This is a genomic window from Mycobacterium sp. HUMS_12744610, assembly GCF_041206865.1.
Classification (GTDB): Bacteria; Actinomycetota; Actinomycetes; order Mycobacteriales; family Mycobacteriaceae; genus Mycobacterium; species Mycobacterium servetii.
On record NZ_JBGEDP010000001.1, the window covers coordinates 4227443 to 4252203 of the forward strand.

General features: G+C 71.9%; 24 protein-coding genes and 1 pseudogene. 13 read left to right on the plus strand and 12 right to left on the minus strand.

The window, feature by feature from the left end:
- Position 1: 1 nt before the first annotated feature.
- The 12 genes and pseudogenes from hypF (at position 2) to AB8998_RS20345 (ending at position 11333) form a co-directional block, all read left to right on the plus strand.
- The gene (gene hypF / locus AB8998_RS20290; RefSeq protein WP_369739493.1) at positions 2 to 2356 is read left to right on the plus strand and encodes a carbamoyltransferase HypF; all 2355 of its coding nucleotides are present in this window, start codon (positions 2 to 4) and stop codon (positions 2354 to 2356) included.
- Positions 2353 to 3081 (plus strand): HypC/HybG/HupF family hydrogenase formation chaperone, encoded by a 729-nt coding sequence (locus AB8998_RS20295; protein ID WP_369739494.1) that lies wholly within the window; start codon positions 2353 to 2355, stop codon positions 3079 to 3081. The genes hypF and AB8998_RS20295 overlap by 4 nt, the downstream gene beginning before the upstream one ends.
- Complete coding sequence (locus tag AB8998_RS20300; protein WP_369739495.1) at positions 3074 to 3739, plus strand: D-sedoheptulose-7-phosphate isomerase; 666 nt, start codon at positions 3074 to 3076, stop codon at positions 3737 to 3739. Before AB8998_RS20295 ends, AB8998_RS20300 begins: the two co-directional genes overlap by 8 nt.
- Complete coding sequence (gene hypE, locus AB8998_RS20305; RefSeq protein WP_369739496.1) at positions 3736 to 4848, plus strand: hydrogenase expression/formation protein HypE; 1113 nt, start codon at positions 3736 to 3738, stop codon at positions 4846 to 4848. The genes AB8998_RS20300 and hypE overlap by 4 nt, the downstream gene beginning before the upstream one ends.
- Before the next feature lie 14 nt (positions 4849 to 4862).
- Entirely contained in the window at positions 4863 to 5135 is a 273-nt protein-coding gene (locus AB8998_RS20310; RefSeq protein ID WP_369739497.1) for a HypC/HybG/HupF family hydrogenase formation chaperone, read from the plus strand.
- Between the two features lie 9 nt (positions 5136 to 5144).
- On the plus strand, positions 5145 to 6296 hold the full coding sequence (gene hypD / locus AB8998_RS20315; protein ID WP_369739498.1) for a hydrogenase formation protein HypD: 1152 nt from the start codon (positions 5145 to 5147) through the stop codon (positions 6294 to 6296).
- A 35-nt stretch (positions 6297 to 6331) separates the two neighbouring features.
- Entirely contained in the window at positions 6332 to 7036 is a 705-nt protein-coding gene (locus AB8998_RS20320) for a DUF6390 family protein (protein WP_369741674.1), read from the plus strand.
- A 10-nt stretch (positions 7037 to 7046) separates the two neighbouring features.
- On the plus strand, positions 7047 to 8168 hold the full coding sequence (locus AB8998_RS20325; RefSeq protein ID WP_369739499.1) for an alkaline phosphatase family protein: 1122 nt from the start codon (positions 7047 to 7049) through the stop codon (positions 8166 to 8168).
- Positions 8169 to 8570: 402 nt separating this feature from the next.
- Positions 8571 to 9095 (plus strand): annotated as a pseudogene (locus AB8998_RS20330) (PPE family protein); the annotation flags it as partial.
- A 182-nt stretch (positions 9096 to 9277) separates the two neighbouring features.
- Positions 9278 to 9649 carry a PE/PPE C-terminal domain-containing protein gene (locus tag AB8998_RS20335; RefSeq protein ID WP_369739501.1) on the plus strand — a complete coding sequence of 124 codons (372 nt, stop codon included), beginning with the start codon at positions 9278 to 9280 and terminating at the stop codon, positions 9647 to 9649.
- A 345-nt stretch (positions 9650 to 9994) separates the two neighbouring features.
- Complete coding sequence (locus AB8998_RS20340; protein WP_369739502.1) at positions 9995 to 10189, plus strand: hypothetical protein; 195 nt, start codon at positions 9995 to 9997, stop codon at positions 10187 to 10189.
- 64 nt (positions 10190 to 10253) lie between these two features.
- Entirely contained in the window at positions 10254 to 11333 is a 1080-nt protein-coding gene (locus tag AB8998_RS20345) for a PPE domain-containing protein (protein WP_369739503.1), read from the plus strand.
- On the opposite strand, the gene AB8998_RS20350 is transcribed toward AB8998_RS20345, so the two are convergent.
- The 10 genes from AB8998_RS20350 to dxr form a co-directional block, all read right to left on the minus strand.
- Entirely contained in the window at positions 11313 to 12089 is a 777-nt protein-coding gene (locus tag AB8998_RS20350) for a gamma-glutamyl-gamma-aminobutyrate hydrolase family protein (protein ID WP_369739504.1), read from the minus strand. The genes AB8998_RS20345 and AB8998_RS20350 overlap by 21 nt on opposite strands.
- A gap of 81 nt (positions 12090 to 12170) precedes the next feature.
- Complete coding sequence (locus AB8998_RS20355; RefSeq protein WP_369741675.1) at positions 12171 to 12722, minus strand: alpha/beta hydrolase; 552 nt, start codon at positions 12720 to 12722, stop codon at positions 12171 to 12173.
- Between the two features lie 69 nt (positions 12723 to 12791).
- On the minus strand, positions 12792 to 14294 hold the full coding sequence (locus AB8998_RS20360; RefSeq protein ID WP_369739505.1) for a cobyric acid synthase: 1503 nt from the start codon (positions 14292 to 14294) through the stop codon (positions 12792 to 12794).
- 8 nt (positions 14295 to 14302) lie between these two features.
- Positions 14303 to 15160 carry a type I methionyl aminopeptidase gene (gene map / locus AB8998_RS20365; protein WP_369739506.1) on the minus strand — a complete coding sequence of 286 codons (858 nt, stop codon included), beginning with the start codon at positions 15158 to 15160 and terminating at the stop codon, positions 14303 to 14305.
- 98 nt (positions 15161 to 15258) lie between these two features.
- Positions 15259 to 15831, minus strand: a complete 573-nt coding sequence (locus AB8998_RS20370) for a DUF1707 SHOCT-like domain-containing protein (protein ID WP_369739507.1) — start codon at positions 15829 to 15831, stop codon at positions 15259 to 15261.
- 58 nt (positions 15832 to 15889) lie between these two features.
- Entirely contained in the window at positions 15890 to 17707 is a 1818-nt protein-coding gene (locus AB8998_RS20375; protein ID WP_369739508.1) for a penicillin-binding transpeptidase domain-containing protein, read from the minus strand.
- Between the two features lie 86 nt (positions 17708 to 17793).
- The gene (locus tag AB8998_RS20380; RefSeq protein ID WP_369739509.1) at positions 17794 to 18648 is read right to left on the minus strand and encodes a GNAT family N-acetyltransferase; all 855 of its coding nucleotides are present in this window, start codon (positions 18646 to 18648) and stop codon (positions 17794 to 17796) included.
- A 56-nt stretch (positions 18649 to 18704) separates the two neighbouring features.
- Positions 18705 to 19877 carry a flavodoxin-dependent (E)-4-hydroxy-3-methylbut-2-enyl-diphosphate synthase gene (ispG, locus tag AB8998_RS20385; RefSeq protein ID WP_369739510.1) on the minus strand — a complete coding sequence of 391 codons (1173 nt, stop codon included), beginning with the start codon at positions 19875 to 19877 and terminating at the stop codon, positions 18705 to 18707.
- A 17-nt stretch (positions 19878 to 19894) separates the two neighbouring features.
- On the minus strand, positions 19895 to 21109 hold the full coding sequence (locus AB8998_RS20390) for a M50 family metallopeptidase (protein WP_369739511.1): 1215 nt from the start codon (positions 21107 to 21109) through the stop codon (positions 19895 to 19897).
- A gap of 19 nt (positions 21110 to 21128) precedes the next feature.
- The gene (dxr, locus tag AB8998_RS20395; RefSeq protein WP_369739512.1) at positions 21129 to 22349 is read right to left on the minus strand and encodes a 1-deoxy-D-xylulose-5-phosphate reductoisomerase; all 1221 of its coding nucleotides are present in this window, start codon (positions 22347 to 22349) and stop codon (positions 21129 to 21131) included.
- A 132-nt stretch (positions 22350 to 22481) separates the two neighbouring features.
- Here dxr and AB8998_RS20400 point away from each other — a divergent pair, with 132 nt between their 5' ends.
- On the plus strand, positions 22482 to 22736 hold the full coding sequence (locus AB8998_RS20400) for a DUF2631 domain-containing protein (protein WP_369741676.1): 255 nt from the start codon (positions 22482 to 22484) through the stop codon (positions 22734 to 22736).
- A 17-nt stretch (positions 22737 to 22753) separates the two neighbouring features.
- Here AB8998_RS20400 and rlmN read toward each other — a convergent pair whose 3' ends face one another.
- Both rlmN and AB8998_RS20410 read right to left on the minus strand, forming a co-directional pair.
- Positions 22754 to 23857, minus strand: a complete 1104-nt coding sequence (gene rlmN, locus AB8998_RS20405) for a dual-specificity RNA methyltransferase RlmN (protein WP_369741677.1) — start codon at positions 23855 to 23857, stop codon at positions 22754 to 22756.
- 42 nt (positions 23858 to 23899) lie between these two features.
- Positions 23900 to 24739, minus strand: a complete 840-nt coding sequence (locus tag AB8998_RS20410; RefSeq protein WP_369741678.1) for a phosphatidate cytidylyltransferase — start codon at positions 24737 to 24739, stop codon at positions 23900 to 23902.
- Positions 24740 to 24761: the final 22 nt, after the last annotated feature.

A 24761-nucleotide genomic window follows, 5' to 3' on the forward strand; every position in this document is an offset into this window, starting at 1 on the left:
GATGACCGGACCCTCCCTGATGCTGCGATCCGGTCAGGTTCGGCAGCGCGTCACCGTGACCGGCGTCGTCCAGGGAGTCGGCTTCCGTCCGTTCGTCCATCGCCTCGCCACCGAGCTGGGACTGAGCGGATTCGTCGGCAACGACTCGGGCGCGGTCTTTCTCGAGGTGCAGGGGCCTCCCGCGCGGGTGCGGGAGTTCGGGCGCCGGCTGCGCGCCGAGGCGCCGCCGCTGGCGCGGATCGGCACCGTTCGCGTCGTCGACATCGACGTCGACGGGGCCGTCGGAGTCCGGCGCGCGTTCCAGATTGCCGCCAGCGAGGTGGTCGCCGGCGGCACGACGCCGATTCCGCCCGACGTCGCGGTGTGCGACGACTGCGTCGCCGAGCTGTTCGACCCCGGCGACCGGCGCCACCGCCACCCGTTCATCACGTGCACCAACTGCGGTCCACGCTTCACCATCATCCGCACACTGCCCTACGACCGCCCGGCGACCACCATGTCGGCGTTCCCGATGTGCGGGCGGTGTGCCGGCGAATACGCCGATCCCGCCGATCGCCGGTTTCACGCACAGCCCATCGCGTGCCCGGACTGCGGCCCGTCGCTGTGGTTTTCCGCGCAAGGCGGCCGCGTGGACGGCGCGGACGCCGCGCTGGCCGCCGCGCAACGCGCGCTGGCCGGCGGTGCGGTGGTGGCCGTCAAGGGCATCGGCGGTTACCACCTGGCCTGCCGCGCCGACGATCAGGGGGCGGTGACGGCGCTGCGTGCCCGGAAAGCCCGCGGCGCCAAGCCTTTCGCGCTGCTGGTGCGTGACCTCGACGTCGCGCGCCGCTACGCCCCGATCGGCGACCTCGAGGCGGCGGTGCTGTCGGGCCCGGCCCGGCCGATCGTGTTGCTCCCGCGCCGGCCCGGCGCGCCGGTCGCCGACGCGGTCGCACCCGCCAGCCCGCTGCTGGGGTTGATGCTCCCCTACTCCCCCATCCACCACCTGCTGCTGGCGCCCGTCCCCGGGGCCGGCGGGCGCGTGCCCGACACGCTGGTGCTGACCAGCGCCAACCGCTCCGACGAGCCGATCTGCTTCACCGACGACGATGCCGCGCAGCGGCTTCCGGCCCTGTGCGACGCGCTGCTCGACCACAACCGGCCCATCCACGTGCCGTGCGACGACTCGGTGGTGCGCATCGTCGACGGAGCGGAGCTGCCCGTGCGGCGCTCCCGCGGTTACGCGCCGCTGCCGGTGGATCTCGGGTGCGAGGGCCCCGCGGTGCTGGCCGTCGGAGGGGAACTGAAGAACACCTGCTGCCTCACCGACGGTACGCGCGCCTACCTGTCCGGGCACATCGGCGACATGGGCACCTGGGAGACGTTGCGCGCGTTCGGCCGCGCGGTCGAACAGCTCGGCGAGATACGCCGCGCCCCGGCCCGTCTGGCCGCCGACCTGCATCCGGGCTACCACACCCGCGCCTGGGCGGAACGCCACGCGGGCGAGCGACCGCTGGACCTGGTCCAGCACCATCACGCCCACGTGGTGTCACTGCTGGCCGAGCACGGGCGTATCGGCGAACCGATCATCGGGGTGGCGTTCGACGGCACCGGGTACGGCTGCGACCACACCATCTGGGGCGGCGAGATCCTGCGGCTCGGCCGCGACACCCACCGCTTCGTGCGGGCCGCCCACCTGCTGCCGGTGCCGCTGCCCGGCGGCGACGCCGCGGTGCGCAACCCGTGGCGGATGGCGCTGGCCCAGTTGTGGGCGGCCGACCTCGACTGGGCCCCGGACCTGGCGCCGGTCGCGGCGGCGAGTGCGCAGGAATTGGCTTTGCTCCGTTCGCAATTGGAGAGTGGGATGGGATGCGTGCCGTGCTCGAGCATGGGCCGGCTCTTCGACGCGGTCGCCTCCCTGCTGGGCGTGCGGCACCGGATCGACTACGAGGGCCAGGCCGCGATCGAACTCGAGGCGCTGGCCGAGTCCGCCGGCCCTGATACCGAAGCGCTCGGGCCGTCGCTGCGGCCGGCGGTGCGGGCCGACGGGGTGATCGATCCCGCCCCCCTGGTGCAGACGCTGGTGTCGGCGCTGCACGCCGGCACCCGGCCCGCGCTGCTCGCCGCGTCGTTCCACCGGGCGGTCGCCGACGCGGTCGCCACCGCGGTCGCCCGGGTGGCCGGGCAGACCCGGCTCGTCGGCCTCACCGGCGGCGTGTTCCAGAACGTGCTGTTGTCGCGCGCCTGCCGTGACCGGCTGCAACACAACGGGTTCGAGGTGCTGACCCACCACACCGTTCCGCCCAACGACGGCGGGCTGGCGCTCGGGCAGGCCGCGGTCGCCACGCTGATCGCGCTCGAGGAGGCCGGGCCGTGACCCCCAACCCCGCCACGGCCATCGATCGCGGGCTCGGCGCGGAGCTGGCCCGGGACCTGGCCGCCGCCGCGTTCAGCCTGGCCAGGCGGTTCGCCGCCGGCGCCACCCTGTGGTCGATCGCGCCGTCGTGGGAACCGCACGCGCTGCACATCGCGGTCGAGTTCGTGCACCCGGTGATCATGGGCAAACGGGCGCTGCCCGCGGTGGCGCTGACCGGGCCGGACATCGTCGACCTCACGCGCGTCTCCGTGCGGCCCGGCGACATCGTGGTCGCGGTGTCCGGCGCCGACGACGCGCGGGTGCGTTCGGTGCTGCGCCGCGCCCCGGCGTGGGGCGCCACCACGCTCTGGATCGGCAGCGGCGAACGGCCCGCGGCCGGTGCGGCCGACCACGTGCTCTGGGTCGACGACCCCGACCCGCGCGTGCCCGCGACGGGCGGGTTCGTGCTGTTCTACCACTTGCTGTGGGAGTTGACGCACGTGTGTTTCGAGCACGCGGGCCTGCTCGAACCCGGGCGCACCGACGCGGTCTGCGTGACGTGCGGTGACGAGGGCCGCCTCGGTGAGGTGGTGGCGGCGTCCGTGGCCGGGCAGGCGCCGGTGCGCACCGCGCGGGGCGTGGAGACGGTGGCGACGGCGCTCGTCGATCCGGTGACCACCGGGGATCTGGTGGTGCTGCACGCCGGTACGGCGATCAGCCGCCTCGACGAGGAGGGCGATGACTGACGAGCCGACGAACTTCCTGTACCCGTTCATCGACGGCGCCGCGGACGACCCGGCCTCCCTGCTCACCGACCTGGCCGCCTCCGCGCAGGCCAAGGCCGCCGAGAGCCTGGCGTTGCGGCGCTCCACGCTGGACGCCAACGCGGAGCTGCTGGACCGCGCCGCCGCCGAGCTGGCCCGCCGATTCGCGGCGGGCGGGCGGATGTTCACCTTCGGCAACGGCGGCAGCTGCACCGACTCCACGACGCTGGCGCGGTTGTTCGCCCGGCCACCGATCGGACGGCCCCTTGCGGCCTGGTCGCTGACCGCCGACCCGGCGATCCTGACCGCGCTGGGCAACGACGTCGGGTTCGAGCTGGTGTTCGCCCGCCAGCTGATCGCCCGCGCCAGGGCCGGCGACATCGCGATCGCGATGTCGACCAGCGGCAATTCGCCGAACCTGCTCGCCGCGCTGGCCGAGGCCCGGCGGCGCGGTCTCTACACCGTCGGTTTCGCCGGCTACGACGGCGGGGCCTTCGTGGACAATGCGGATGTGGATTGCTGCTTCGTCGTGCGCTCGCAGAGCGTGCACCGCATCCAGGAGGCCCAGGCGCTGCTCGCCTATTCGCTGTGGTCGGCCACCCACGGGCGGCTCGGCGACCCGGATGTGGGGGCGGCATGAGTAATTCGGCGGGCGAGTACCTCTCGTCGGGGCCGCGGTTCGCCGAGGGCGAGGTGATCGAGCGCATCGAGTTGTTCCGGCGGCGCCGCCCCAGGCTGCGCGACGAGCAGGTGACCCTGGCGCACGGGGCGGGCGGCAAGGCCTCGGCGGCACTCGTGGACGCGGTGTTCCTGGAGGCGTTCCGCAACCCGGCGCTGGAGTCGCTCGGCGACGGCGCGGTCCTCACCCTGCCCGGCGGCGAGCGGATCGCGATGTCCACCGACTCGTTCGTGGTGCAGCCGCTGCGCTTTCCCGGCGGCTCGATCGGCGCCCTGGCCGTCCACGGCACTTGCAACGACCTGGCGATGGCCGGCGCGGTGCCGTCGTGGATCTCGGCGGCGTTCGTCCTCGAAGAGGGCTTCGCGATCGCCGAGCTCAAGGAGATCGTCGCCGACATGGCTTCCGCCGCGGCGGAAGCCGGCGTGCAGATCGTCACCGGCGACACCAAGGTGGTGCCCCGGGGCGCCGCCGACGGCATGTTCGTCACCACCACCGGGGCCGGCGTCGTTCCCGCGGGCCGCGCGCTGTCGGCGGCGTCGGTGCGCACCGGTGACAAGGTGCTGTTGTCGGGGTCGATGGGCGATCACGGCATGGCCGTGATGCTGGCACGGGGCGACCTGGCCATCGAGGCCGACATCTCCTCGGACACCGCCTCGCTCAGCCCCCTGGTGGAGCTGCTCATGGCGGCCGCCCCGTCCACCCGCTGGCTACGGGATGCGACCCGCGGCGGTGTAGGCACCGTGTGCAACGAACTCGCGCAGGCCTGCGGCCTCGGCGTGCTGCTCGACGAGGAGCGACTGCCCGTGGCGCCCACGGTCAACGGTGCCTGCGAGCTGCTCGGCATCGATCCGCTCTACGTCGCCAACGAGGGCAAGTTCGTCGCGGTCGTCGCCCCCGAGGAGGCGGCCGACGGGCTGGCCGCCCTGCGGTCGCATCCGCTGGGCGCTCAGGCCGCCGAGGTCGGGGAGATCATCGCCGAGCCGGGCGAGAGCGTGGTGCTGCGCACCGGGTTCGGCGGCACCCGGATCGTCGACATGCTCGTCGGGGACCCGCTGCCGCGAATCTGCTGAGAGGAGAACATGGGATGTGCCTTGGCATTCCGGGCCGGATCGTCGAGATCACCGATGCCGCAAACTATCTGGCGAAGGTCGACGTCAGCGGGGTCCAGCGCACGATCAGCGTGCGCCTGCTCGAAGACGACCCGCCCGCACCCGACGACTGGGTGCTGGTGCACGTCGGGTTCGCGATGGCCAAGATCGACGAGACCGAGGCGCTGCTCACCCTGGCCGCCATCCAGAAACTCGGCGACGCGTACAGCACCGAGCTGGAAGCCTTCGACTCGTCGGCGATAACCTGAGGGGGCGCAATGAAATTCGTTGACGAATTCCGCGACCCGGCGGCGGCCCGCAAGCTGCTCGCCGCCATTGAGAAGTTGGCTGAAAAGTTGGCGCGCCCGGCCGGCGACGGCGGCGACCAGTTCAAGTTCATGGAGGTGTGCGGCGGGCACACCCACACCATCTACCGGCACGGCATCGAGCACCTGCTGCCGGGCAACGTCGAACTGGTGCATGGCCCGGGCTGTCCGGTGTGCGTGATCCCGATGGGCCGCATCGACGACGCCATGTGGCTGGCCTCCCAACCCGGCGTCATCTTCACCTGCTTCGGCGACATGATGCGCGTTCCCGGCTCCGACGGCAGCCTGCTGGACGCCAAGGCCAAAGGCGCCGACGTGCGCTTCGTCTACTCGCCGCTGGACGCACTGAAGATCGCGCTCGACAACCCGGACAAGCAGGTGGTCTTCTTCGCCATCGGTTTCGAGACCACCGCACCGTCGACCGCGGTCACGCTGGTACGCGCCCGCGAGCTGGGCGTGGGCAACTTCAGCGTGTTCTGCAATCACGTCACGATCGTTCCGCCGATCAAGGCGATCCTGGAGTCGCCCGACCTGCGGCTGTCGGGCTTCATCGGCCCCGGCCACGTCTCCACCGTCGTGGGCAACCGTCCCTACCGCTTCGTCCCGGAGGTCTACCGAAAGCCGTTGGTGGTGGCCGGCTTCGAATCGCTCGACATCCTGGCCGCGGTCGCGATGCTGCTGACCCAGATCCGCGAGGGCCGCTGCGAGGTGGAAAACCAGTACAAGCGCGTCGTTCCCGAACAGGGTAATCCGGCGGCGCTGGCGCTGCTGGGCAAAGTGTTCGCGTTGCGCCCGCACTTCGAATGGCGTGGCCTGGGCTTCATCTCGCAGAGCGCGCTGCGGTTGCACGACGACTTCGCCGAGTTCGACGCCGAGCTGCGCTTCGCGATGCCCGGCGTGCGCGTCGCCGATCCCAAGGCCTGCCAGTGCGGCGAGGTGCTCAAGGGGGTCCTCAAGCCTTGGGAATGCAAGGTTTTCGGCACCGCGTGCACCCCGGAGACGCCGATCGGGACGTGCATGGTGTCCCCCGAGGGGGCCTGCGCGGCGTACTACAACTTCGGGCGCATGCACCGTGACGCCGTCAAGCTCGCGGGGCACACTTGACGATCGATGGGCCCGGCCCCGGCGACGGCGTGGAGATGTTCGCCCGCTACGCCTACGCCCCCAACGCGCTGGGCTACTGCGGGCCCCCGCTGGGCGCCACCCTGCGCGACGGCTCGGTGGAGGACGTCCGCGCCGCGGCGGCGCGGTTCTCCGGGGCGTGGCCCTATCTGCGCGTCCTGTCGGCCCTGACCGGGATTGCGGACCCGCTCGATCACCGGCTCGTCGAATCCTATTGGCTCGGCGGCGGTGTCGGCGCCGGCGTGGACCCCGACGACTTCTTCGCCGCGCTGCTGGACATCATCGGGCCGCAGGCCGGGCGCTACTGGTCGCATCTCACGACCGACCTGACCCGCGAGGCCGCCCCCAACCACTGCTTCCACGTGTTCGGCGTGTATCCGTGGACGCGGTTCCTGGGCCGCGGCGAGCACCCGCTGAGCGTGCTCGACAACTGCCGCATCAGCTGGGGCACAGTGATTTCCCGCGCCGGGGACGACGTCGAGGTGTCGCGCCGCGCGCTGGCGTGGGACGGCCGGTCGCTGGCGCTGGCCGACCCGTCGGTGTTCTCCCTCGACGTCTGGGCCGACGGGTACAGTGCGGTGCCCGACGCGGCGGTCGGCGACGAGGTCGCGGTGCACTGGGGCAGGCTGTGCGGGCGGCTGCGGCCCGCGCAGGTCCGGGCGCTGGCCGGCACCACCACCCGCCAGCTGGAGGTGACCAGCCGGCGGCTCGCAAGGGTCTAGCCTGGCCGCCATGACCGGTTCCCTCTGCGACGTGCTGCCCGCCGCGGCCGCGCTGCTGGGTGTCCCCGGTGCGCCCGACCGTCTCGCGCTGGCGGAGGCGGCCGGGGACCGGGTCGATCGCGTTCTGGTGGTGCTGGTCGACGGGCTGGGCTGGCACCTGCTGCCGGAGCTGGCCGCCGGCGCGCCGCTGCTTTCCTCGGTGCTGGCCGGTGGGAGCGGGCGGCTCACCCGGCTGGCGTGCACGTTCCCGTCGACGACGCCGACCAGCCTGGTGTCCCTGGGCACCGGCGCGCGTCCCGGCGAACACGGCATCCTGGGCTTCACCCTCAACGTCCCCGGCACCGACCGGGTGCTCAACCACATCCTCTGGCGCGACGACCCGCCGTACGCCGCCTGGCAGCCGTTGCCGACCTGGTTTGGCCGTCTCGAGCGCGCGGGCGTCGCCGCACACGCCGTGCTGCCCGCGGCGTTCATGGGCAGCGGTCTGACCGACGCGGCCTACCGCGGGGCGCGGTTCGTCCCGACCCTTCCCGGCGACGACTACGCCGCGGCGCTGACCGCCACGCTGCGCTCGGCGCCGGGCCTCGTCTACGGCTACACCGCCGACCTCGACACCGCAGCGCACGTGGCCGGAATCGGTTCGCCCGCCTGGCATGGGGCGGCGGCCCGGGTCGATGCGCTGCTGACCCGGCTGGTCGAGGAGTTGCCCGCCGGTGCCGTGCTGCTGGTGATCGCCGACCACGGCGGCCTCAACGTCGGGCCGGATGCCCGCATCGACCTCGACGCCGACCCGCGCCTGGCCGCCGGAGTGCGGGTGGTGGCCGGCGAGCCGCGGGTGCGCCACCTGCACACCGAGGCGGGTGCCGCCGCCGACGTGCGGGCGGCCTGGGCCGGGATCCTCGGTGACCGCGCGCAGGTCCACAGCCGTGAGGAGGCCGTGGCCAGCGGGGTGTTCGGGCCGGTCGACCCGCGCCACGCGGCCCGCATCGGTGACGTCGTGGTCACCTGCACCGGCGACCTGGCCGTATTGGCGACCGCGCACGAACCCCCGGAGACGGCTCGGCTCATCGGTTTTCACGGCGCGGCCACCCCCGCCGAGATGGCCATCCCCCTCATCGTCCGGCGCGGCTGACACCGTGGCGGCGACGCCCACCCCGGCGCATAGTTGCGAACTATTTGCATTATTGTTGCGAATCAATTGCATCTGTGAGCCCCCGCCCGGTTAGGTTCTTCTTGCGGGGATCGCTTCCGACCGAAGGGACGCCATATGACCGGTCCTGCGCCCGCTCGCTGGCGCCGGACGCGATCGCCACCACGCCGAACCCAGGTCCGGCGAAGCTCTGCACATCGATAGCCGTTGCGCCGCAATCGTTTCGGATGTCGATACTTGACCATGCCCAAAAATTCTGGGCGCCAGTCGTTCTGTGTGCACGGGCCGTCGCGACCCGCGTACGCACACCACCAGCCAGCCAACCCACGGGAGGACCCGGTCATCGATTTCGCAGCGCTTCCACCGGAAGTCAACTCCGCACGCATGTACACCGGACCGGGGCCCGGCCCCCTGCTGACCGCGGCAGCCGCCTGGGACGGCCTGGCCGCAGGATTGTCGCGTACCGCGGCCGATTACGGATCGGTGGTCGCAGACATCACCACCGGCTCCTGGCGTGGGCCGGCATCGGCCGCCGTGGCGGCGGCCGCCGCGCCCTACGTCGCCTGGATGGGGAGCAGCGCCGCGCAGGTCGCACGGACCGCCGCCCAGGCCAAGGCGGCCGCCGGGGCCTATGAGGCCGCCTTCGCCATGACGGTGCCCCCGCCGGTGATCGTGGCCAACCGCGCGCAGCTGACGTCGCTGGTCGCCACCAACCTGCTGGGCCAGAACACCCCGGCGATCGCGGCCACCGAAGCGCAGTACGCCGAGATGTGGGCCCGGGACACCGCGGCGATGTACGGCTACGCGGGCTCGTCCGCGGACCCGACGTCGTTCCCCGCCCCGCCGCACACCACCGGCGGCGCCACCGAGGCCCAGACCACGATCTCCCAGCTCATGGCGTCGGCGCCGACGGCGCTGAAGACGCTCTCCGCCCGGGCCTGGGCGGCATCCAGAACTGGCTCGGGCTGGGCGGGGTCGACATCTCCAGCCCGGCGGGAATCCTCAGCCTGCTGGGCGGAACCGACGGGTCACCGCTCGGCGCCTTCATCAACGACAACGCCCTGAACACGATCTTCTCCTCGGGCTTCTACATGCCGGGAAACTTCTTGGGCAACGTGGTCGATTTCCTCGGCCTGCAGGGCGCCGGCGCGGCCACCGGCGGGCTCGGCCAGTCGATAGGCGGGCTCGGCGGCGCGGTGTCGGCCGGGCTGAGGCACGCGGCCTCGATCGGCCCGCTGTCCGTGCCCCCCGCCTGGACCGCCACCGGCCCCATGGGCGCGGCCGGCTCGGCGTTGCCCGGCCCGGGCGCACTCGGCAGCCTCGGCAACCCCGCAGCGCAGGGGCCGGCGAGCATGCTCGGGGGCATGCCGCTGTCCGCGCGGGCCGGGCGCGGCTTCGTCCCCCAGCTGCCCCGCTACGGGTCGACGCCCACCGTGATGCCCCGCGTCCCGGCCGTAGGGTGAGCCGGCGACCTCGTCGCCCGGCCGCACCCTTAGGGGAACGCACACCTGACTCTGATCGTTCTCACAGGTGGCCGAGACCACCGCCCCACTACAGTCGAAACCACTGTGAAGTTTCGGTGTGGCGGTAGGAGTCGGCGGTGGTGGCCGGCGCTCGCGGCCCTGGCCGCACTGTGTGTCCTGGCCGCCGTGACGACGGGCTGGGCATCCCGGGGCACCGCGGTGGCCGCCGCCATTGTCCCGCAACCCGTCACCGTGTCGCACGCCGGTGCCGGCGGCCCTCACGCGCAGCCCGACGATCGCTCGGGATACTCTGTCGCCCACGGCCTTTCGAGCGACCGTTCGCCGATGCACCAGAAAAAGAACGCCTGGATGACCCGCGACCGACCGCCGACCGGGAGCCGCGTCGCCGCCCAGGCGGTGCGGTCCCCGTCGCCCGCCGTCGCGCCGCACTGCCGGCCCGGCGACATCGACGCGCGCGCGCCCGCGGTCACCCCGACTGCCCGCGACATCCTGACCGAGCTCTGCGTCGCCCGCTGCTGACAGGCCTGCGCCGGACCGTCGCTGCTGCCGATTCGCCGAGACGCGAGCGGGTAAAGCCTTCGACATGTGTCCGACGACCCCCGGCATCGGCCCGTCCTCGCACTCGAGCATCGAGGGAGTTTTCATGTTCCTGCGCACCGCCCGATCCGTCCAGCTAGCGATGAACTTCGGGATGCGACCACCGGAGATCATCTCCGCGCAGCTGTATTCGGGCCCCGGTTCGGAGCTGATGATGACCGCCGCCGCCGCCTGGGAGACGCTGGCCGGCGCCCTGGGGGAGGCGGCGGCGGGCTACGCCGCGGCGATCGGGCAACTCGCGCGGGACTGCCCCGACCCGGCGACGGCCCGGGCCCTGGCTCGCCACCGCGAATGGCTGGACACCCTCGCCGCGCGGGCCCGGCAGACCGCCGCCCACGCCGAGGCGGCCGCGACCGCCTACGAGGCGGCGTTCGCCGCGACGGTTCCACCACCCGCGGTCGAGGCCAACCGAGCGCGGCGCGCGGCGTTGGCCGCCACGAATTTCCTGGGCCACACCAGCGCGGACGTCGCGGACACCGACGCCGTCTACGAGCAGATGTGGGCGCAGGACGCCGCCGCCATGTACGCGTACGCGGCCGCGTCCGCGGATGCGGCGACGGTGCCGCCCTTCGCCCCGCCGCCGGCTCACCGCGGCGAGACGGCCCCGGGGGTGTCCGGCGGCTGGCGGGTCAAGGCGGCTTCGGACGTCGTCGCGGCCGGCCGGCAGGTGACCGCGGCAATCCCCGACGGATTGGCCGGGCTCTCCCGCTCACCGCTGAGCAGCTTCGATGAGCCCCTGCTGCCGGTGACGGCGTCGCTGTCCAAGCTCAGTTCGCTGTCCGCGCCGCTGGACGTCGCGATCAGCCACCTCAACTCCCTCAACAAGGCGGCGGCGCTGCGCTGGATGCTGCCCGATCCGGGTGGTGCCGGCGGCGCGAAGATCACCGTGCGAGTCGGTTGCGGGGCGTCGGTCGGGCTGTTGACGGTGCCGCGCGGCTGGACCGAACCCGCGCCGACCACGCGCGGTCCCGCACGGCCGCTGCGGCGGGCGCGCGTCGGCGAGCCGATCCGCCTGGTCGCCGAGACCGAACCACCGGGGCAACCGTCACGACGCAGGCCGAGCTGAGCCCGGCGCACCGGGTTTCACCGCAGCGGCGTATGCGCGCGCGGCCTCCACGATCGCCGAGAACAGCCTCAGGTCCCCCAGGCACTCCTCCGGATGCCATTGCACGGCCAGCGCGAAGCCGTCGCCCGGCACCTCGAGCGCCTCGACCACCCCGTCGGCGTCCCACGCGCTGACCACCAGTCCCCCACCCACCTCCGCGACGGCCTGATGGTGGTAACAGCGCACCTCGGCTGATTCGCCGAGCAGTCCCGCCAACCGCGTGCCGGGCACCGTGCGCACCGCCAACGAGGTGAAGACCGCGTTGCCGGCCCGATGGCCGTGGTGGCCCAGGACGTCGGGCAGGTGCTGGTGCAGCGTCCCGCCGAAGGCCACGTTGAGCACCTGCGCGCCGCGGCAGATGCCCAGTACCGGCAGCCCGCGCCGCAGCGCGGCCCGCAACAACGCGAACTCCCAGTCGTCGCGCGCGGGTACCGGCTGGTCGGTGTCCGGGTGCGCCTGCTGCCCGTAGGCCGCGGGATCGATGTCGTTGCCGCCGGTGAGCACCAGGGCGTCGAGGCGGTCAAGCACCCGGTCGGCGACGCCGGGCCCCACCGCCTGCGGCGGCAGCAGCACCGCGACGCCACCGGCCATCGTGACGCCCCGGAAATAGTCGGCGGGCAGGAAACCGGCCGGCACGTCCCACACCCCGGTCCGCGCCCGGTCCAGGTAGGTGGTCAGGCCGACGACCGGACCGGCCGTTACAGCGGTGTCGACCACGCATCGCCTCCTCGGTCACCGCCGACGCGCCGCACCGCGCGGCAGCCGTCGGTAAATCGCTTGCAGCCCAACCGGGCGGGACTACCAGGTGCTGGTGCGCAGCACGATCTCGGCGGCCAGCTGGGCGGTCGACTCCTGCGCCGTGCGTCGGGCAAGTTCCACGACGCGGTAATCGGAGTAGACGAACCGCTGGCTTTCGTGGGCCACCGCGCGGGCCGCCGGGGAACTGACCAGCACGGTCGTCCCGATCTCCACCGACGGGCAACGGTCGTCGCGCACCGCGCCTCCGGTGTCGGCCACTCGCGGATGTCCACGGTCGATGACCACCAGGCCGACGAACCGGCCCAGCCTGGTCGCCGCCAACTCCCAGGCGAGTTCTCCCCCGGCACGGTCGCCGACCACGACGGCCCACCCGACGCCCAGCGCATCGAGGATGCCGATCACCGACTTGGGGGTCAGCCGCGGGTCGAAGCCGATGACGACCGTCCGCAGCGAGGCCGTGTGCAGCCGCTCGCACACCGCGTCGTAGGCCGCCGGCAGCCGCTGCGCGTCGCCCAGGATGACCACGACCACGCCCTTCTCCGGACCGGAGATCCCCACGGGAACGGGAAACCCGTCCAGGGTGGTCATCATCGAGGGCACTTACGCACGCTACAGCTGATCGGCATGCGGGCGCGAGGCTTTTCGGCAGCCACCAGCCGGTCAGACCCGCAACTCGGTTGCGATGTGTGGTCGCCGCGGCGGCGACGCGTCGAGCAGGCCCAGGACGGCGCCGAGGTCCAGGTGCGACTCCAGCAACTCGGCGACGACGTCCAGCTGGGCGTCGCGCCGGGCGGCGACATCGACGTCTCCGACGACGAATCCGCGGCGTCCGGCCGCGTCGGCGACGCGGGTCAGCCACGCGCGGCGGAACCCGTCGTTGTCGAGCAGCCCGTGCCAATGCGTGCCGAAAACCGCGGCGCGCTCGATGCCCTGCGGTTCGGACTCGACCTCGAACCAGCTCCGTTCGGCGCACCGGGACAGCCGCCCGTGATGGATCTCGTATCCGGTCAGCGGCCGCTGCCAGCGCCGCAGGACCTTGGCCTCGGCGAAGGCGATGTCGGCGTCCAGCAACCCCAGCCCGGCGGTTTCCCCCGCCCGGGATTCCACCGGGTCCACGATGCGCCGGCACAGCATCTGGAAGCCGCCGCAGATGCCCAGCACCGGCTTGCCGGCGCGGGCGTGACCGACGATCGCGCCGGCCAGGCCGCGGTCCCGCAGCCAGGCCAGGTCGGCGACGGTGGCCTTGCTGCCCGGCAGCACGATCAGGTCGGCGTCGGCCAGGTCGGCGGGGTCTGTTACCCAGCGCACCAGGACGCCCGGCTCGCAGGCCAGCGCCTCGACGTCGGTGGAGTTGGAGATGCGCGGCAGGCGAACCGCCGCGACCCGCAGCCATTCGTCGCCGCATGGTGGCGCGGGCCTGCCCACGGCGCGGTGGGCGACCACCGACAGCGAGTCCTCGGCGTCCAGCCAGAGGTCGTCGGCGTAGGGCAGCACACCGTAGGTGGGGCGCCCGGTCATGGCGTGCAGCTGCCGCAGGCCCGGCTCCAGCAGTGCGGGGTCCCCGCGGAACTTGTTGACGACGAAGCCGGCGACCAGCGCCTGGTCCTCGGGTTCGAGCACGGCCAGCGTGCCGAACAGATGCGCGAGAAGACCGCCGCGGTCGATGTCCCCGACCAGCAGCACCGGAAGGTTCGCGGCCCTGGCCAGGCCCATGTTCGCCACATCGGTTGCGCGCAGGTTGATCTCGGCGGGAGAACCCGCGCCCTCGCAGATCACCGCATCGAATTCTCTACGCAAGCAGGACAATTCGTCGGAAACGATGCCGGCGAGCCGGTCGCGGTTTTTCATGTAGTCCGCGGCGGCGACCGATCCGTCGACCCGGCCGCGGATCACCAGCTGCGACGTGCGGTCGCCGCCCGGTTTGAGCAGGATCGGGTTGAAGCGGACGCTGGGTTCCAGGCCCGCCGCCCGGGCCTGGAACGCCTGGGCCCGCCCGATCTCGCCGCCCTCGACGGTGACGGCCGAGTTGTTGGACATGTTCTGCGCCTTGAACGGCGCGACCCGGACCCCGCGGCGGGCCAGCAGCCGGCACAGGCCCGCCACCACCACCGACTTCCCGGCGTCGGAGCTGGTGCCGGCGACCAGCAGCGCCCCGCTCACCATTTACGGCGTCATGGCAGCGTGAGGATCTCGACACCGGTCTCGGTGACCAGCAGCGTGTGCTCGAACTGCGCTGTCCACTTGCGGTCCTTGGTGACCACCGTCCAGCCGTCGTCCCAGATCTCGTAGTCCAGCGCGCCGAGGTTGATCATCGGCTCGATGGTGAACGTCATGCCCGGCTGCATGGTCGTGGTCACCGAGGGCTGCTCGTAGTGCAGCACCACCAGCCCGTTGTGGAACGTGGTGCCGATCCCGTGCCCGGTGAAGTCGCGAACCACGTTGTAGCCGAACCGGTTCGCATACGACTCGATCACCCGGCCGACGACCGACAGCGCACGCCCCGGTTTGACGGCGTTGATCGCCCGCATCGTGGCCTCGTGGGTGCGCTCCACCAGCAGCCGGTGCTCCTCGGAGACGTCGCCGGCCAGGAAGGTGGCGTTGGTGTCGCCGTGCACCCCGTCGATGTAGGCGGTGACGTCGATGTTGACGATGTCGCCGTCCTCGACCACCGTCGAGTCGGGGATGCCGTGGCAGATGACCTCGTTGAGCGAGGTGCAGCACGACTTGGGGAACCCCTTGTATCCCAGCGTGGACGGGTAGGCGCCGTGGTCGACCATGTACTCGTGGGCGATCCGGTCCAGTTCGTCGGTGGTGACCCCCGGCGCGACGGCCTTGCCCGCCTCGGCCAGCGCGCCCGCCGCGATCCGGCCGGCGACGCGCATTTTCTCGATGACCTCCGGCGTCTGCACCCACGACTCGCTGCCCTCTTGGGCGGTCGCCTTGCCGACGTACTCCGGGCGCGGGATGCGGGCGGGCACCGGCCGGGTGGGGGACAACACTCCGGGGGAAAGCACGGTGCGAGCAGACATACCGCCAGCTTAATCGCCCGGCCCGGGGCCGGCCCGGCCACGCGTGTGGATCGGCCGCGTCCGCGGTGCACACAGGGCGGCGACACGCCGCCGCCGATTTACCCCCGATGCCGGCGCAGGAGCGACCGGCGCGGCCCCCGGATGGTCACCGATCCGCACACCACCCGCCCCGTCAGCACCACATGCGGCCTGCCCTCGCCCGGTGCGTCCTTGCGTCGGTCGCTGGCGCTGCCGCCGTAGACCTCGACGTCGTCGATCGAGGCGCTGGCGCCGGCGGGCAACCGGATCTGCACCGAGCCGAACCTCATGTCCATCTCGATGACCACCACCGGCCCCGCGAACCGGGCCCTGGTCAGGTCGAGTTCCACCGAGCCCAGTCGGCGCACCAGCGCCAGGCGGGTGGGCACCGTCCATTCGCCGTGCCGCTTCAGCGAGCCCGCCCAGCCCCGCAGCTCCACCCGGTCCGCCGCGGAGCTGACGATGGCGCCGGGCCCCGGCAGGTCGCCGACCAGCACGTCCAGCTCGCCCCGGGTACGAGCGTAGGACACCTGCGACGAGCGCTGCTCGAACTCGTCGACGTCGATCAGCCCGAGCGCGACGGCGTTGTGCAGCCGCCGCATCGTGCCGTTGCGGTCGGCGTCGGAAACCCGCAGCGATACCGGAGCCACCATGTCTCCACCGCTTTCAGCGCCCACCCCGGCAATTTACCGCTGCGGGCGGGCCGGGGCCTCACGCCAGGAAATCCGGGGGCAGCGACTCGAACATCACCTTGGTCATCCGGACCGCGTACTCCGAGCTGCCACCCCCGACGATCAGGGACGCGAACGCCAGGTCGCCGCGGTACCCGGCGAACCACGAGTGCGATCCGCCCGGGAACTCGGCCTCGCCGGTCTTCCCGAACACCGCCCCGCAGCCCGAGATCTCCTTGGCGGTCCCGTTGGTCACCACCAGCCGCATCATGGGCCGCAGGGCCTCGACCATCTTGGGGCTGATGGGCGTCGCGTCACCCTGTACCGTCGTCGGCCGCCCGGCGATCAGCTGCGGCACCGGCGTCCTGCCGGCAGCCACCGTGGCGGCCACCAGGGCCATGCCGAACGGGCTGGCCAGCACGCGTCCCTGCCCGAAGCCGTCCTCGGTGCGCTCGGCCAGGTCCACCGTCGGCGGCACCGAGCCGGTGACCGTGGTGATGCCCTCGACCTGGTAGTCCAGCCCGATGCCGTAGCGGCTGGCCGCCTGGGTCAGCCCGCGCGGCGGCATCTTGCTGCTCAGCTCGGCGAATGTGGTGTTACAGGAACTGGCGAACGCGCGCGACATCGGCACCACGCCGAGGTCGAAGCCGCCGTAGTTGGGGATGCTGCGGTGCCCGATGTCGATGTGGCCCGGGCAGCCCATCATCGTGTTGGGCGTGGCCATGTCGCGCTCGACGGCCGCACCGGCGGTCACCATCTTGAACGTCGACCCCGGCGGGAACAGCCCGGTGGTGGCGAGCGGGCCGTCGGCGTCGGCCCCGGCGTTCTGCGCGATCGCCAGGATCTCCCCGGTCGACGGCTTGATCACCACCATCATCGCCTTACCGCCGCGGCTGTCGACGGCGTGCTGGGCGGCATTCTGCACCGCCCGGTCCAGGGTGAGCGAGACCGACGGCGCCGGAGACCCCGGAACCTCGTGCAGCACTTCGACTTCGACACCGTTCTGGTTCACGCTGACCACCCGCCAACCCGGCTCGCCGTCGAGTTGGCCGATGACCGTCTTCTTCACCTCGGCCACCACCGTCGACGCGAAATGCGGGTCAGTGGGCAGCATCTCGGGCTGGGGCGTGATCACGATGCCGGGCAGCCGGCCGATCGCCGGGAAAACCTTGTCGTTGTCGTCCGGATGCAGGGTGACCAGGTCCACCGGCTGGGTCGACGAGCTGGCCTGCTCCGCGAGCAGCTGGGGATCGCCGAGCGCGTCGTTGAAGGGGTGCAGGACGTCGGCCACCGCGTGCGCCGTCGAGCTCAGGGCCAACCCGGAGCCGGCCTGCGTGGCGTCCAGCGTGTAGTGGTACAGGTAGCCCGGCACCAGCACGTCGGTGCCGCCGAGTTCGTTGACCGAGGCGCGCCGCGGCCGGTCGGCCCGCAGCGCGAACGTCTGGTGCTCGCCCAGCTTGGGGTGCAGCCCGGTGGTGGTCCAGCGCACGCGCCAGCGTCCCTCGTAGCGGGCCATCTTCAGCTCGCCGTCATAGGTCCAGACCCGGTCCTTCGGCAGATGCCAGGAGAAGCGGTAGTCCACCTTGCCGGTGTCCTCGGCGTACCTGGCGCTGAGCACCTGCGCGTCGAGGTGGGTGGCCTGCAGCCCCGCCCAGGCCGCGTTGAGCGCCTCGCGGGCGTCGTTGGGGCTGTCGCTGAGCTGGGCGGCGCTGGCGGTATCCCCGACGGCCAGGGCGGCGAAGAACTGCTCGGCGGCCGGGCCGGGCCCGTCGGGCCGCGGGGTGCACGCGGACAGCGCGATCGCGGCAACGACCACCAAGCACGTGACTGACGAGACGAATGTTGTTCGAGTTGCCATCGGTGCTGATGTTAAGAACAGTGACACCGCCGCCCGCGCAGACACACCGAGACGAAACCGTTACGTCCGCGGCCCCGGCGCGGGGGCTAGTCCAGCAGGACGGTCGCGAACGTGCCGACCTCGGTGAAGCCGACGCGCGCATACGCCGCGCGGGCCACCGCGTTGAAGTCGTTGACGTAGAGGCTGGCGATGCGCCCGGCGCCCACGATTACCGCGGCCACCGTCGCGGTGCCGCCCGTGCCCAGTCCCTGGCCGCGCCACTCCGGGTGCACCCAGACGCCCTGGATCTGGCCGACCGCCGGGGACTGCGACCCCACCTCGGCCTTGAAGACGACCTGACCGTCCTCGAAGCGCGCCCAGGCCCGCCCGGCGGCGATCAGGCTGGCCACCCGGCGCCGGTAGCCACGGCCGCCGTCGCCGATGCGCGGGTCGACACCCACCTCCCCGATGAACATGTCGACGGCGGCCACCAGGTAGGCGTCCAACTCGTCCGGCCGGACCTGGCGCACCCCGACGTCGATGTCGCAGTTGGGATGGGCGGACAGCGCCATCAGCGGCTGCTGCTCGCGCACGTCACGCGCCGGGCCCCACGCCACCTCGAGCCGCTCCCACATCGGCAGCACCAGGTCGGCCCTGCCGACCAGCGACGAACAGCGCCGCGTCCCGCTCATCGCCTCGTCGGCGAACGCGTTGAGGTCGGCCGGCGCGCCACGCAGCGGGATCAGGTTGGCGCCGGCAAAGCACAACGACTCCTCCGGGCCGCGGCGGGTCCACAACTCGCCGCCGATCGCGTTGGGGTCGACGCCGTGGTCGGCGACGCGGGCCGCGACCATGCACGACCCGACCGGGTCCTCGTCGAAAACGCGCCACACGGTGGCGGCATCGCGCACCACGGACACCCGCCGCTCGCCGACGAGGCGGAAGATGGGCGGAGCCGACATGGGGGCGAACTCCCTGTGGTGGGTGCCGGGGACCGGTGCGAGCGCACCGGCCCCTATCAGCTTACGGTCACAACCGGCGAACCGCTCGCGGTTGTCTGCGGCCCGTCGCCCGATTCGTCACCCGTTTCGGACGCGAGACGCATCGCCTCCTCGATCAGGGTCTCGACGATCTTGGCTTCCGGAACGGTCTTGATCACCTCGCCCCGAACGAAGATCTGGCCCTTGCCATTTCCCGACGCCACGCCCAGGTCCGCCTCGCGGGCCTCGCCGGGACCGTTGACGACGCAGCCCATCACGGCGACCCGCAGCGGCACGTCGAGACCGTCCAAGCCGGCGGTGACCTCGTTGGCCAGCGTGTAGACGTCGACCTGGGCCCGGCCGCACGACGGGCACGACACGATCTCGAGCCCCCGCGGCCGCAGGTTGAGCGACTCGAGGATTCCGACGCCGACCTTGACCTCCTCTACCGGCGGGGCCGACAGCGACACCCGGATGGTGTCGCCGATGCCCTTGGACAGCAGCGCGCCGAAGGCGACCGCGGACTTGATGGTGCCCTGGAACGCCGGCCCGGCCTCGGTGACCCCCAGATGCAGCGGGTAATCGCACCGGGCGGCCAGCAACTCGTAGGCGGCGACCATCACCACCGGGTCGTTGTGCTTGACGCTGATCTTGATATTCCCGAAACCGTGCTCCTCGAACAGCGAGGCCTCCCACAGCGCCGACTCCACCAGCGCCTCGGGGGTGGCCTTGCCGTACTTCTCCAGGAACCGCTTGTCCAGCGAGCCGGCGTTGACGCCGATGCGGATCGGGATGCCGGCGTCGCCGGCGGCCTTGGCGACCTCGCCGACCCGGCCGTCGAACTCCTTGATGTTGCCGGGGTTGACCCGCACCGCGGCGCAGCCGGCGTCGATGGCGGCGAAGATGTACTTGGGCTGGAAGTGGATGTCGGCGATCACCGGGATCTTGCTCTTGGACGCTATCGCGGCCAGCGCGTCGGCGTCCTCCTGACGCGGACAAGCCACCCGCACGATGTCGCAGCCCGCCGCGGTCAACTCGGCGATCTGCTGCAGCGTCGAGTTGACGTCGTGGGTCTTGGTGGTGCACATCGACTGCACCGAGATCGGGTGGTCGCTGCCCACCCCGACGTCGCGAACCATCAGCTGGCGCGTGGGGCGACGGGGCGCGAGCGTGGGTGCCGGGGCGTCCGGCATTCCCAGGCCAACAGACACTTTTTGCCTTCTCTCGTCTACTGGAACAGCCGGATCGGATTCACCAGGTCGGCCGTGACGGTCAGCAGCATGTACCCGACGACGAAGACCAGGACCACATACGTCGCGGGCATCAGCTTGAGATAGTTCACCGGCGCGGCCGCCACCATGCCGCGGGCCGAGCGGATCATGTTGCGGACCTTCTCGAACACCGCGATCGCGATGTGGCCGCCGTCGAAGGGCAGCAGCGGCACCAGGTTGATCGCACCGAGGATGAGGTTCAACTGGGCCAGGAAGAACCAGAACGCCACCCACAGCCCGTGGTCGACGGTGTCGCCGCCGATGATGCTGGCCCCGACGACGCTCATCGGCGTCTGCGGGTCGCGCTGCCCACCGCCGATGGCATGCACCAGCGCGCCGACCTTCGTCGGGATCGCGACCAGCGCCTTGCCCACCTCGACGGTCAGTCCCCCGGCGAACGCGAACGTGGCCGGCACCGCGGAGAACACGCCGTAGTGGGTGGGCGTGAGCCTGACGGCGCCGACACCGATGGCGCCGACCGTCGAGGCCTCCGGCTTGCCGCCCTGTCCGTTTCCGACAAAGCGTTGCGTGGGCGTGATGTCGACATAGGTGGTGACGGTGGAGCCGTCCCGTTCCACGACGACCGGAACGGTCCCGTGCAGCTTGCGGACCGCCGCGGCCATGTCCTCGAAGCTGGACACCGGGGTGTCGCCGACCTTGACCACGATGTCGCCGGGGCGGATCCCGGCGCGCGCGGCCGGACCGGGGCCCGTGCAGGTCCCGAGCTTGCCCGGCGCCACTTCCGGTGCCACACACGCCGTTTCGCCGACCACGGCCCTGGTGGGTGGGTGCAGGTTAGGCAGACCCCAGACCAGTGCGATCCCGTAGAGCAGCACCAGGCAGATGACGAAGTTCATGCCGGGGCCCGCGAACAACACCGCGACCCGCTTCCAGGTCGCCTGCTTGTACATCGCCCGGTCGGTCTCGTCGGGCGCCAGCTCCTCGACCGGCGTCATGCCGGCGATGTCGCAGAAGCCGCCCAGCGGGACGCCCTTGACGCCGTACTCGGTCTCCCCGCGCCGGATCGACCACAGCGTGGGCCCGAAGCCGACGAAGTAGCGGCGCACTTTCATGCCGGTGGCGCGCGCCACCCACATGTGGCCGCACTCGTGCAGGGCCACCGAGATCAGGATGGCCAGCGCGAACAGCACAATGCCGATAACGAACATCATTTCGCTGCCAGGACCTTTCTCAAGCCAATCCCGAGACCTTGTCAGGGGCCACTGCCGGGGTCGCAGACGTTGCTACTGCGACGGCGCGCCGCGCCCGCTCCCGTGCCCAGCGCTGCGCCTCCAGTACCTCATCCACGTTAGCGGGTGATACGGCCCATTGGTCGGCGGCGTGCAGCACCTCGGCGATCGTTTTGACGATGCCCGGGAAGCCGATCCGGCCGTCGAGGAACGCTTCGGCCGCCTCTTCGTTGGCGGCGTTGTAGACCGCGGTCATGCAGCCGCCGGTCTCCCCGGCCCGCCGGGCGAGGTCGACCGCGGGGAACACGTCGCCGTCGAGCGGCTCGAATTCCCAGGTCGAGGCGGTGCTGAAGTCGCAGGAGGCGGCCGCGCCGGGGACGCGGCGCGGCCAGCCCAGCGCCAGCGAGATGGGCAGCTTCATGTCCGGCGGGCTGGCCTGCGCGATCGTCGAGCCGTCGACGAAGGTGACCATCGAATGAACGATCGACTGCGGGTGCACGACCACCTCGATGCGGTCGTAGGGGATGCCGAACAGCAGGTGGGTTTCGATGAGCTCGAGACCCTTGTTCACCAGCGACGCCGAGTTCAGCGTGTTCATCGGGCCCATCGACCACGTCGGGTGGGCGCCCGCCTGCTCGGGGGTGACGCTCTCGAGATCGGCGGCCGTCCAACCCCGGAACGGCCCTCCGGAGGCGGTCAACACCAGCTTGGCCACCTCCTCGGGGGCACCGCCGCGCAGGCACTGGGCCAGCGCGGAGTGCTCGGAGTCGACGGGCACGATCTGGCCCGGGCGCGCCGCCCGCAGCACCAGCGGGCCGCCGGCGATCAGCGACTCCTTGTTGGCCAGCGCCAGGCGGGCGCCCGAGTCCAGCGCGGCCAGCGTCGGGCGCAGCCCCAGCGCTCCGACCAGCGCGTTGAGGACGACGTCGGCCTCGGTTTCCTGCACGAGCCGGGTGACGGCGTCCGGCCCCCGGAACGGGACGTCGCCGACGCGCTCAGCCGCCCGCTCGTCGGCGACGGCGATGTTGGTGACCCCGGTTTGCGAGCGTTGCCGCAGCAACGTGTCCGGCTTCGCGCCCCCCGCGGCCAGCCCGACCACCTCGAAACGGTCGGGGTTGGCGGCGATGACCTCGAGCGCCTGGGTGCCGATCGAGCCGGTGCTGCCCAGCACCAACACCCGCAGGCGGCCCTCGCCATGCCCGTCGGTCGTCGCAGTGCTCACCCACTCATTGTGCCGTCCGACGGCGACCCGGGCCACGACGTGGCCCGGGTGGCGACCGAACTCGCGGCACCGCGCGGCGGGTATGCCAGAATCACCTCTTTAGAAGCCGATCCGATCCGAAAGGGACTCGCCGTGGCCAGTACCGAACTGGAACACTCCGCCGGCGTCGACACCGCCGAGGTGCCGTCGGCGGCGTGGGGCTGGAGCAGGATCAACCACCGCACCTGGCACTTCGTCGGCGTGTTCGCCGTCATATTCCTGCTGGCGATGCTGCGCGGCAACCACGTCGGCCGCGTCGAAGACATCTGGCTGGTCAGTTTCGCCGTGCTGGCGCTGTTCGTCCTGGTGCGCGACCTGTGGGGCCGCCGCCGCGGCTGGCTCAGGTAGCCGCGGCTACCCGCCTGCTACTCCTTTTCCAAGGCCAGCTGTCCGCAGGCGGCGCTGATCTCGCGACCGCGCGTGTCCCGCACCGTGCACGGCACCCCCTGGGCCCGCACCCGCCGCACGAACTCCCGCTCCACCGCCTTGGGGCTGGCGTCCCACTCGCTGCCCGGTGTCGGGTTGAGCGGGATCAGGTTGACGTGCACCAGGGGCCCGAGCGCGCGATGCAGCCGCTTGCCCAGCAGGTCGGCCCGCCACGCCTGGTCGTTGACATCGCGGATCAGCGCGTATTCGACCGACACCCGACGACCGGTGACGTCGGCGTAATAGCGGGCCGCGGCGAGGGCCTCGCCGACCTGCCACCGGGTGTTCACCGGCACCAGCGTGTCGCGCAACTCATCGTCGGGCGCGTGCAGCGACAACGCCAGCGTCACCCCGAGACGTTCGTCGGCGAGCCTGCGGATCGCGGGCACCAGCCCCACCGTCGACACCGTCACCGAACGGGCGGAGATGCCGAAGCCGTGCGGCGCCGACGCAGTGATGCGCTGCACCGCGGGCAGCACCCGGGCGTAGTTGGCCAGCGGCTCCCCCATGCCCATGAAGACGACGTTCGAGAGCCGCTGACCCGCCGGGTCGAAGTCGTCGCGCAGCGCCGCCGCGGCGGCCCGTACCTGTTCGAGGATTTCCGCGGTCGACAGGTTGCGCCGCAACCCGCCCTGACCGGTCGCACAGAACGGGCAGGCCATGCCGCAGCCGGCCTGCGACGAGATGCACACCGTGTTGCGCTGCGGGTAACGCATCAGCACCGATTCGATCGTGGTGCCGTCGGTGGCCCGCCACAGGGTTTTGCGGGTCTGACCGGCATCGCAGGTGACGTCGGTGGCCGCGGTGAGCAGCGTCGGGAACATCGCCTCGGCGACCAGCTCACGGACGGCGGCGGGAAGGTCCGTCATCCGGTGCGGATCGGCGATCAGCCGCCCGTAGTACTGGTGTGCCAGCTGCTTGGCCCGAAACGCGGGCAAGCCCAGCTCCGCGATGGCCGACGCGCGGCCGGCCTCGTCCAGGTCGGCCAGGTGCCGCGGCGGCCTGGCCGGGCGCGGTGCGTCGAAAACCAGTTGGTGAACCATGACCCGTCCAGTATCGGTCACGTCGCGCCCGGCCCCGAAAAGCTAGGGCAGCAGCGTCAGCACGGTCCAGGCCGCGACCGCCGACGGGAGGACGCCGTCGAGCCGGTCCATCAGCCCGCCGTGGCCGGGCAGCAGCCTGCCCATGTCCTTGATGCCGAGGTCGCGCTTGACCTGGGACTCCACCAGATCGCCGAGCGTGCAGGTCAGCACGAGCACCACGCCCAGCAAAACGCCGATCCACGGCGGCTTGCCGGCCAGGAACGTCGCGGTCAGGGTCGCCGCGGCGGTCCCGAACACCAGCGAACCCGCGAACCCCTCCCACGACTTTTTCGGGCTGATCGCCGGAACCATCAGGTGCTTGCCGAACACCACCCCCACGGCGTAGGCGCTCACATCTGAGGCGACGACCGTGATCATGAGGCAGAAGACCCGGCCCGCACCGTCTTTCGGGTAGACGAGCAGCGCGGCGAACGACGCGAACAGCGGGACCCACGCGGCCAGGAACACGGTGGCGGACGCGTCCCGCAGGTAGTTCGCCGAGGGCGAACCGGCCATCGGCTCGGGCCGTTTGCTGTTGTCCTGCATGAACAGCCGCCACATCATGCAGACCACCACCGTGACACCGAATCCGGCCATGGCGCCGGCCGCATGGAAGGGCCAGGTCAGCCACACGGTGAGCTGGCCCCCGGCCAGCAACGGGATGGCGGGGATGACGTATCCGGCTTCGCGCAGCCGGCGCACCACCTCGTGGCTGGCGACGAAGATGGCGAGCGCGACGATCACCACCCAGTAGCGCGGAGCAAAAAGCAGCGTCGCGACGAGAACCGCGCCGATGCTGGCGCCCACGACGATCGCTGCGGGCAGGTCACGTCCCGCCCGCAGCGGCTTCCCGGCCGGTCGACGC

Coding starts and splice junctions, on each gene's coding strand:
- AB8998_RS20375 (WP_369739508.1), bottom strand. CDS start 17,707: ATGGCAACTCGAACAACATTCGTCTCGTCAGTCACGTGCTTGGTGGTC.
- AB8998_RS20340 (WP_369739502.1), top strand. CDS start 9,995: ATGCACCAGAAAAAGAACGCCTGGATGACCCGCGACCGACCGCCGACC.
- AB8998_RS20390 (WP_369739511.1), bottom strand. CDS start 21,109: ATGATGTTCGTTATCGGCATTGTGCTGTTCGCGCTGGCCATCCTGATC.
- AB8998_RS20380 (WP_369739509.1), bottom strand. CDS start 18,648: ATGTCGGCTCCGCCCATCTTCCGCCTCGTCGGCGAGCGGCGGGTGTCC.
- AB8998_RS20310 (WP_369739497.1), top strand. CDS start 4,863: ATGTGCCTTGGCATTCCGGGCCGGATCGTCGAGATCACCGATGCCGCA.
- AB8998_RS20370 (WP_369739507.1), bottom strand. CDS start 15,831: ATGGTGGCTCCGGTATCGCTGCGGGTTTCCGACGCCGACCGCAACGGC.
- rlmN (WP_369741677.1), bottom strand. CDS start 23,857: ATGGTTCACCAACTGGTTTTCGACGCACCGCGCCCGGCCAGGCCGCCG.
- AB8998_RS20325 (WP_369739499.1), top strand. CDS start 7,047: ATGACCGGTTCCCTCTGCGACGTGCTGCCCGCCGCGGCCGCGCTGCTG.
- AB8998_RS20300 (WP_369739495.1), top strand. CDS start 3,074: ATGACTGACGAGCCGACGAACTTCCTGTACCCGTTCATCGACGGCGCC.
- AB8998_RS20335 (WP_369739501.1), top strand. CDS start 9,278: ATGCCGGGAAACTTCTTGGGCAACGTGGTCGATTTCCTCGGCCTGCAG.
- hypD (WP_369739498.1), top strand. CDS start 5,145: ATGAAATTCGTTGACGAATTCCGCGACCCGGCGGCGGCCCGCAAGCTG.
- AB8998_RS20360 (WP_369739505.1), bottom strand. CDS start 14,294: ATGGTGAGCGGGGCGCTGCTGGTCGCCGGCACCAGCTCCGACGCCGGG.
- AB8998_RS20355 (WP_369741675.1), bottom strand. CDS start 12,722: ATGATGACCACCCTGGACGGGTTTCCCGTTCCCGTGGGGATCTCCGGT.
- AB8998_RS20320 (WP_369741674.1), top strand. CDS start 6,332: ATGTTCGCCCGCTACGCCTACGCCCCCAACGCGCTGGGCTACTGCGGG.
- map (WP_369739506.1), bottom strand. CDS start 15,160: ATGTCTGCTCGCACCGTGCTTTCCCCCGGAGTGTTGTCCCCCACCCGG.
- AB8998_RS20345 (WP_369739503.1), top strand. CDS start 10,254: ATGTGTCCGACGACCCCCGGCATCGGCCCGTCCTCGCACTCGAGCATC.
- hypF (WP_369739493.1), top strand. CDS start 2: ATGACCGGACCCTCCCTGATGCTGCGATCCGGTCAGGTTCGGCAGCGC.
- hypE (WP_369739496.1), top strand. CDS start 3,736: ATGAGTAATTCGGCGGGCGAGTACCTCTCGTCGGGGCCGCGGTTCGCC.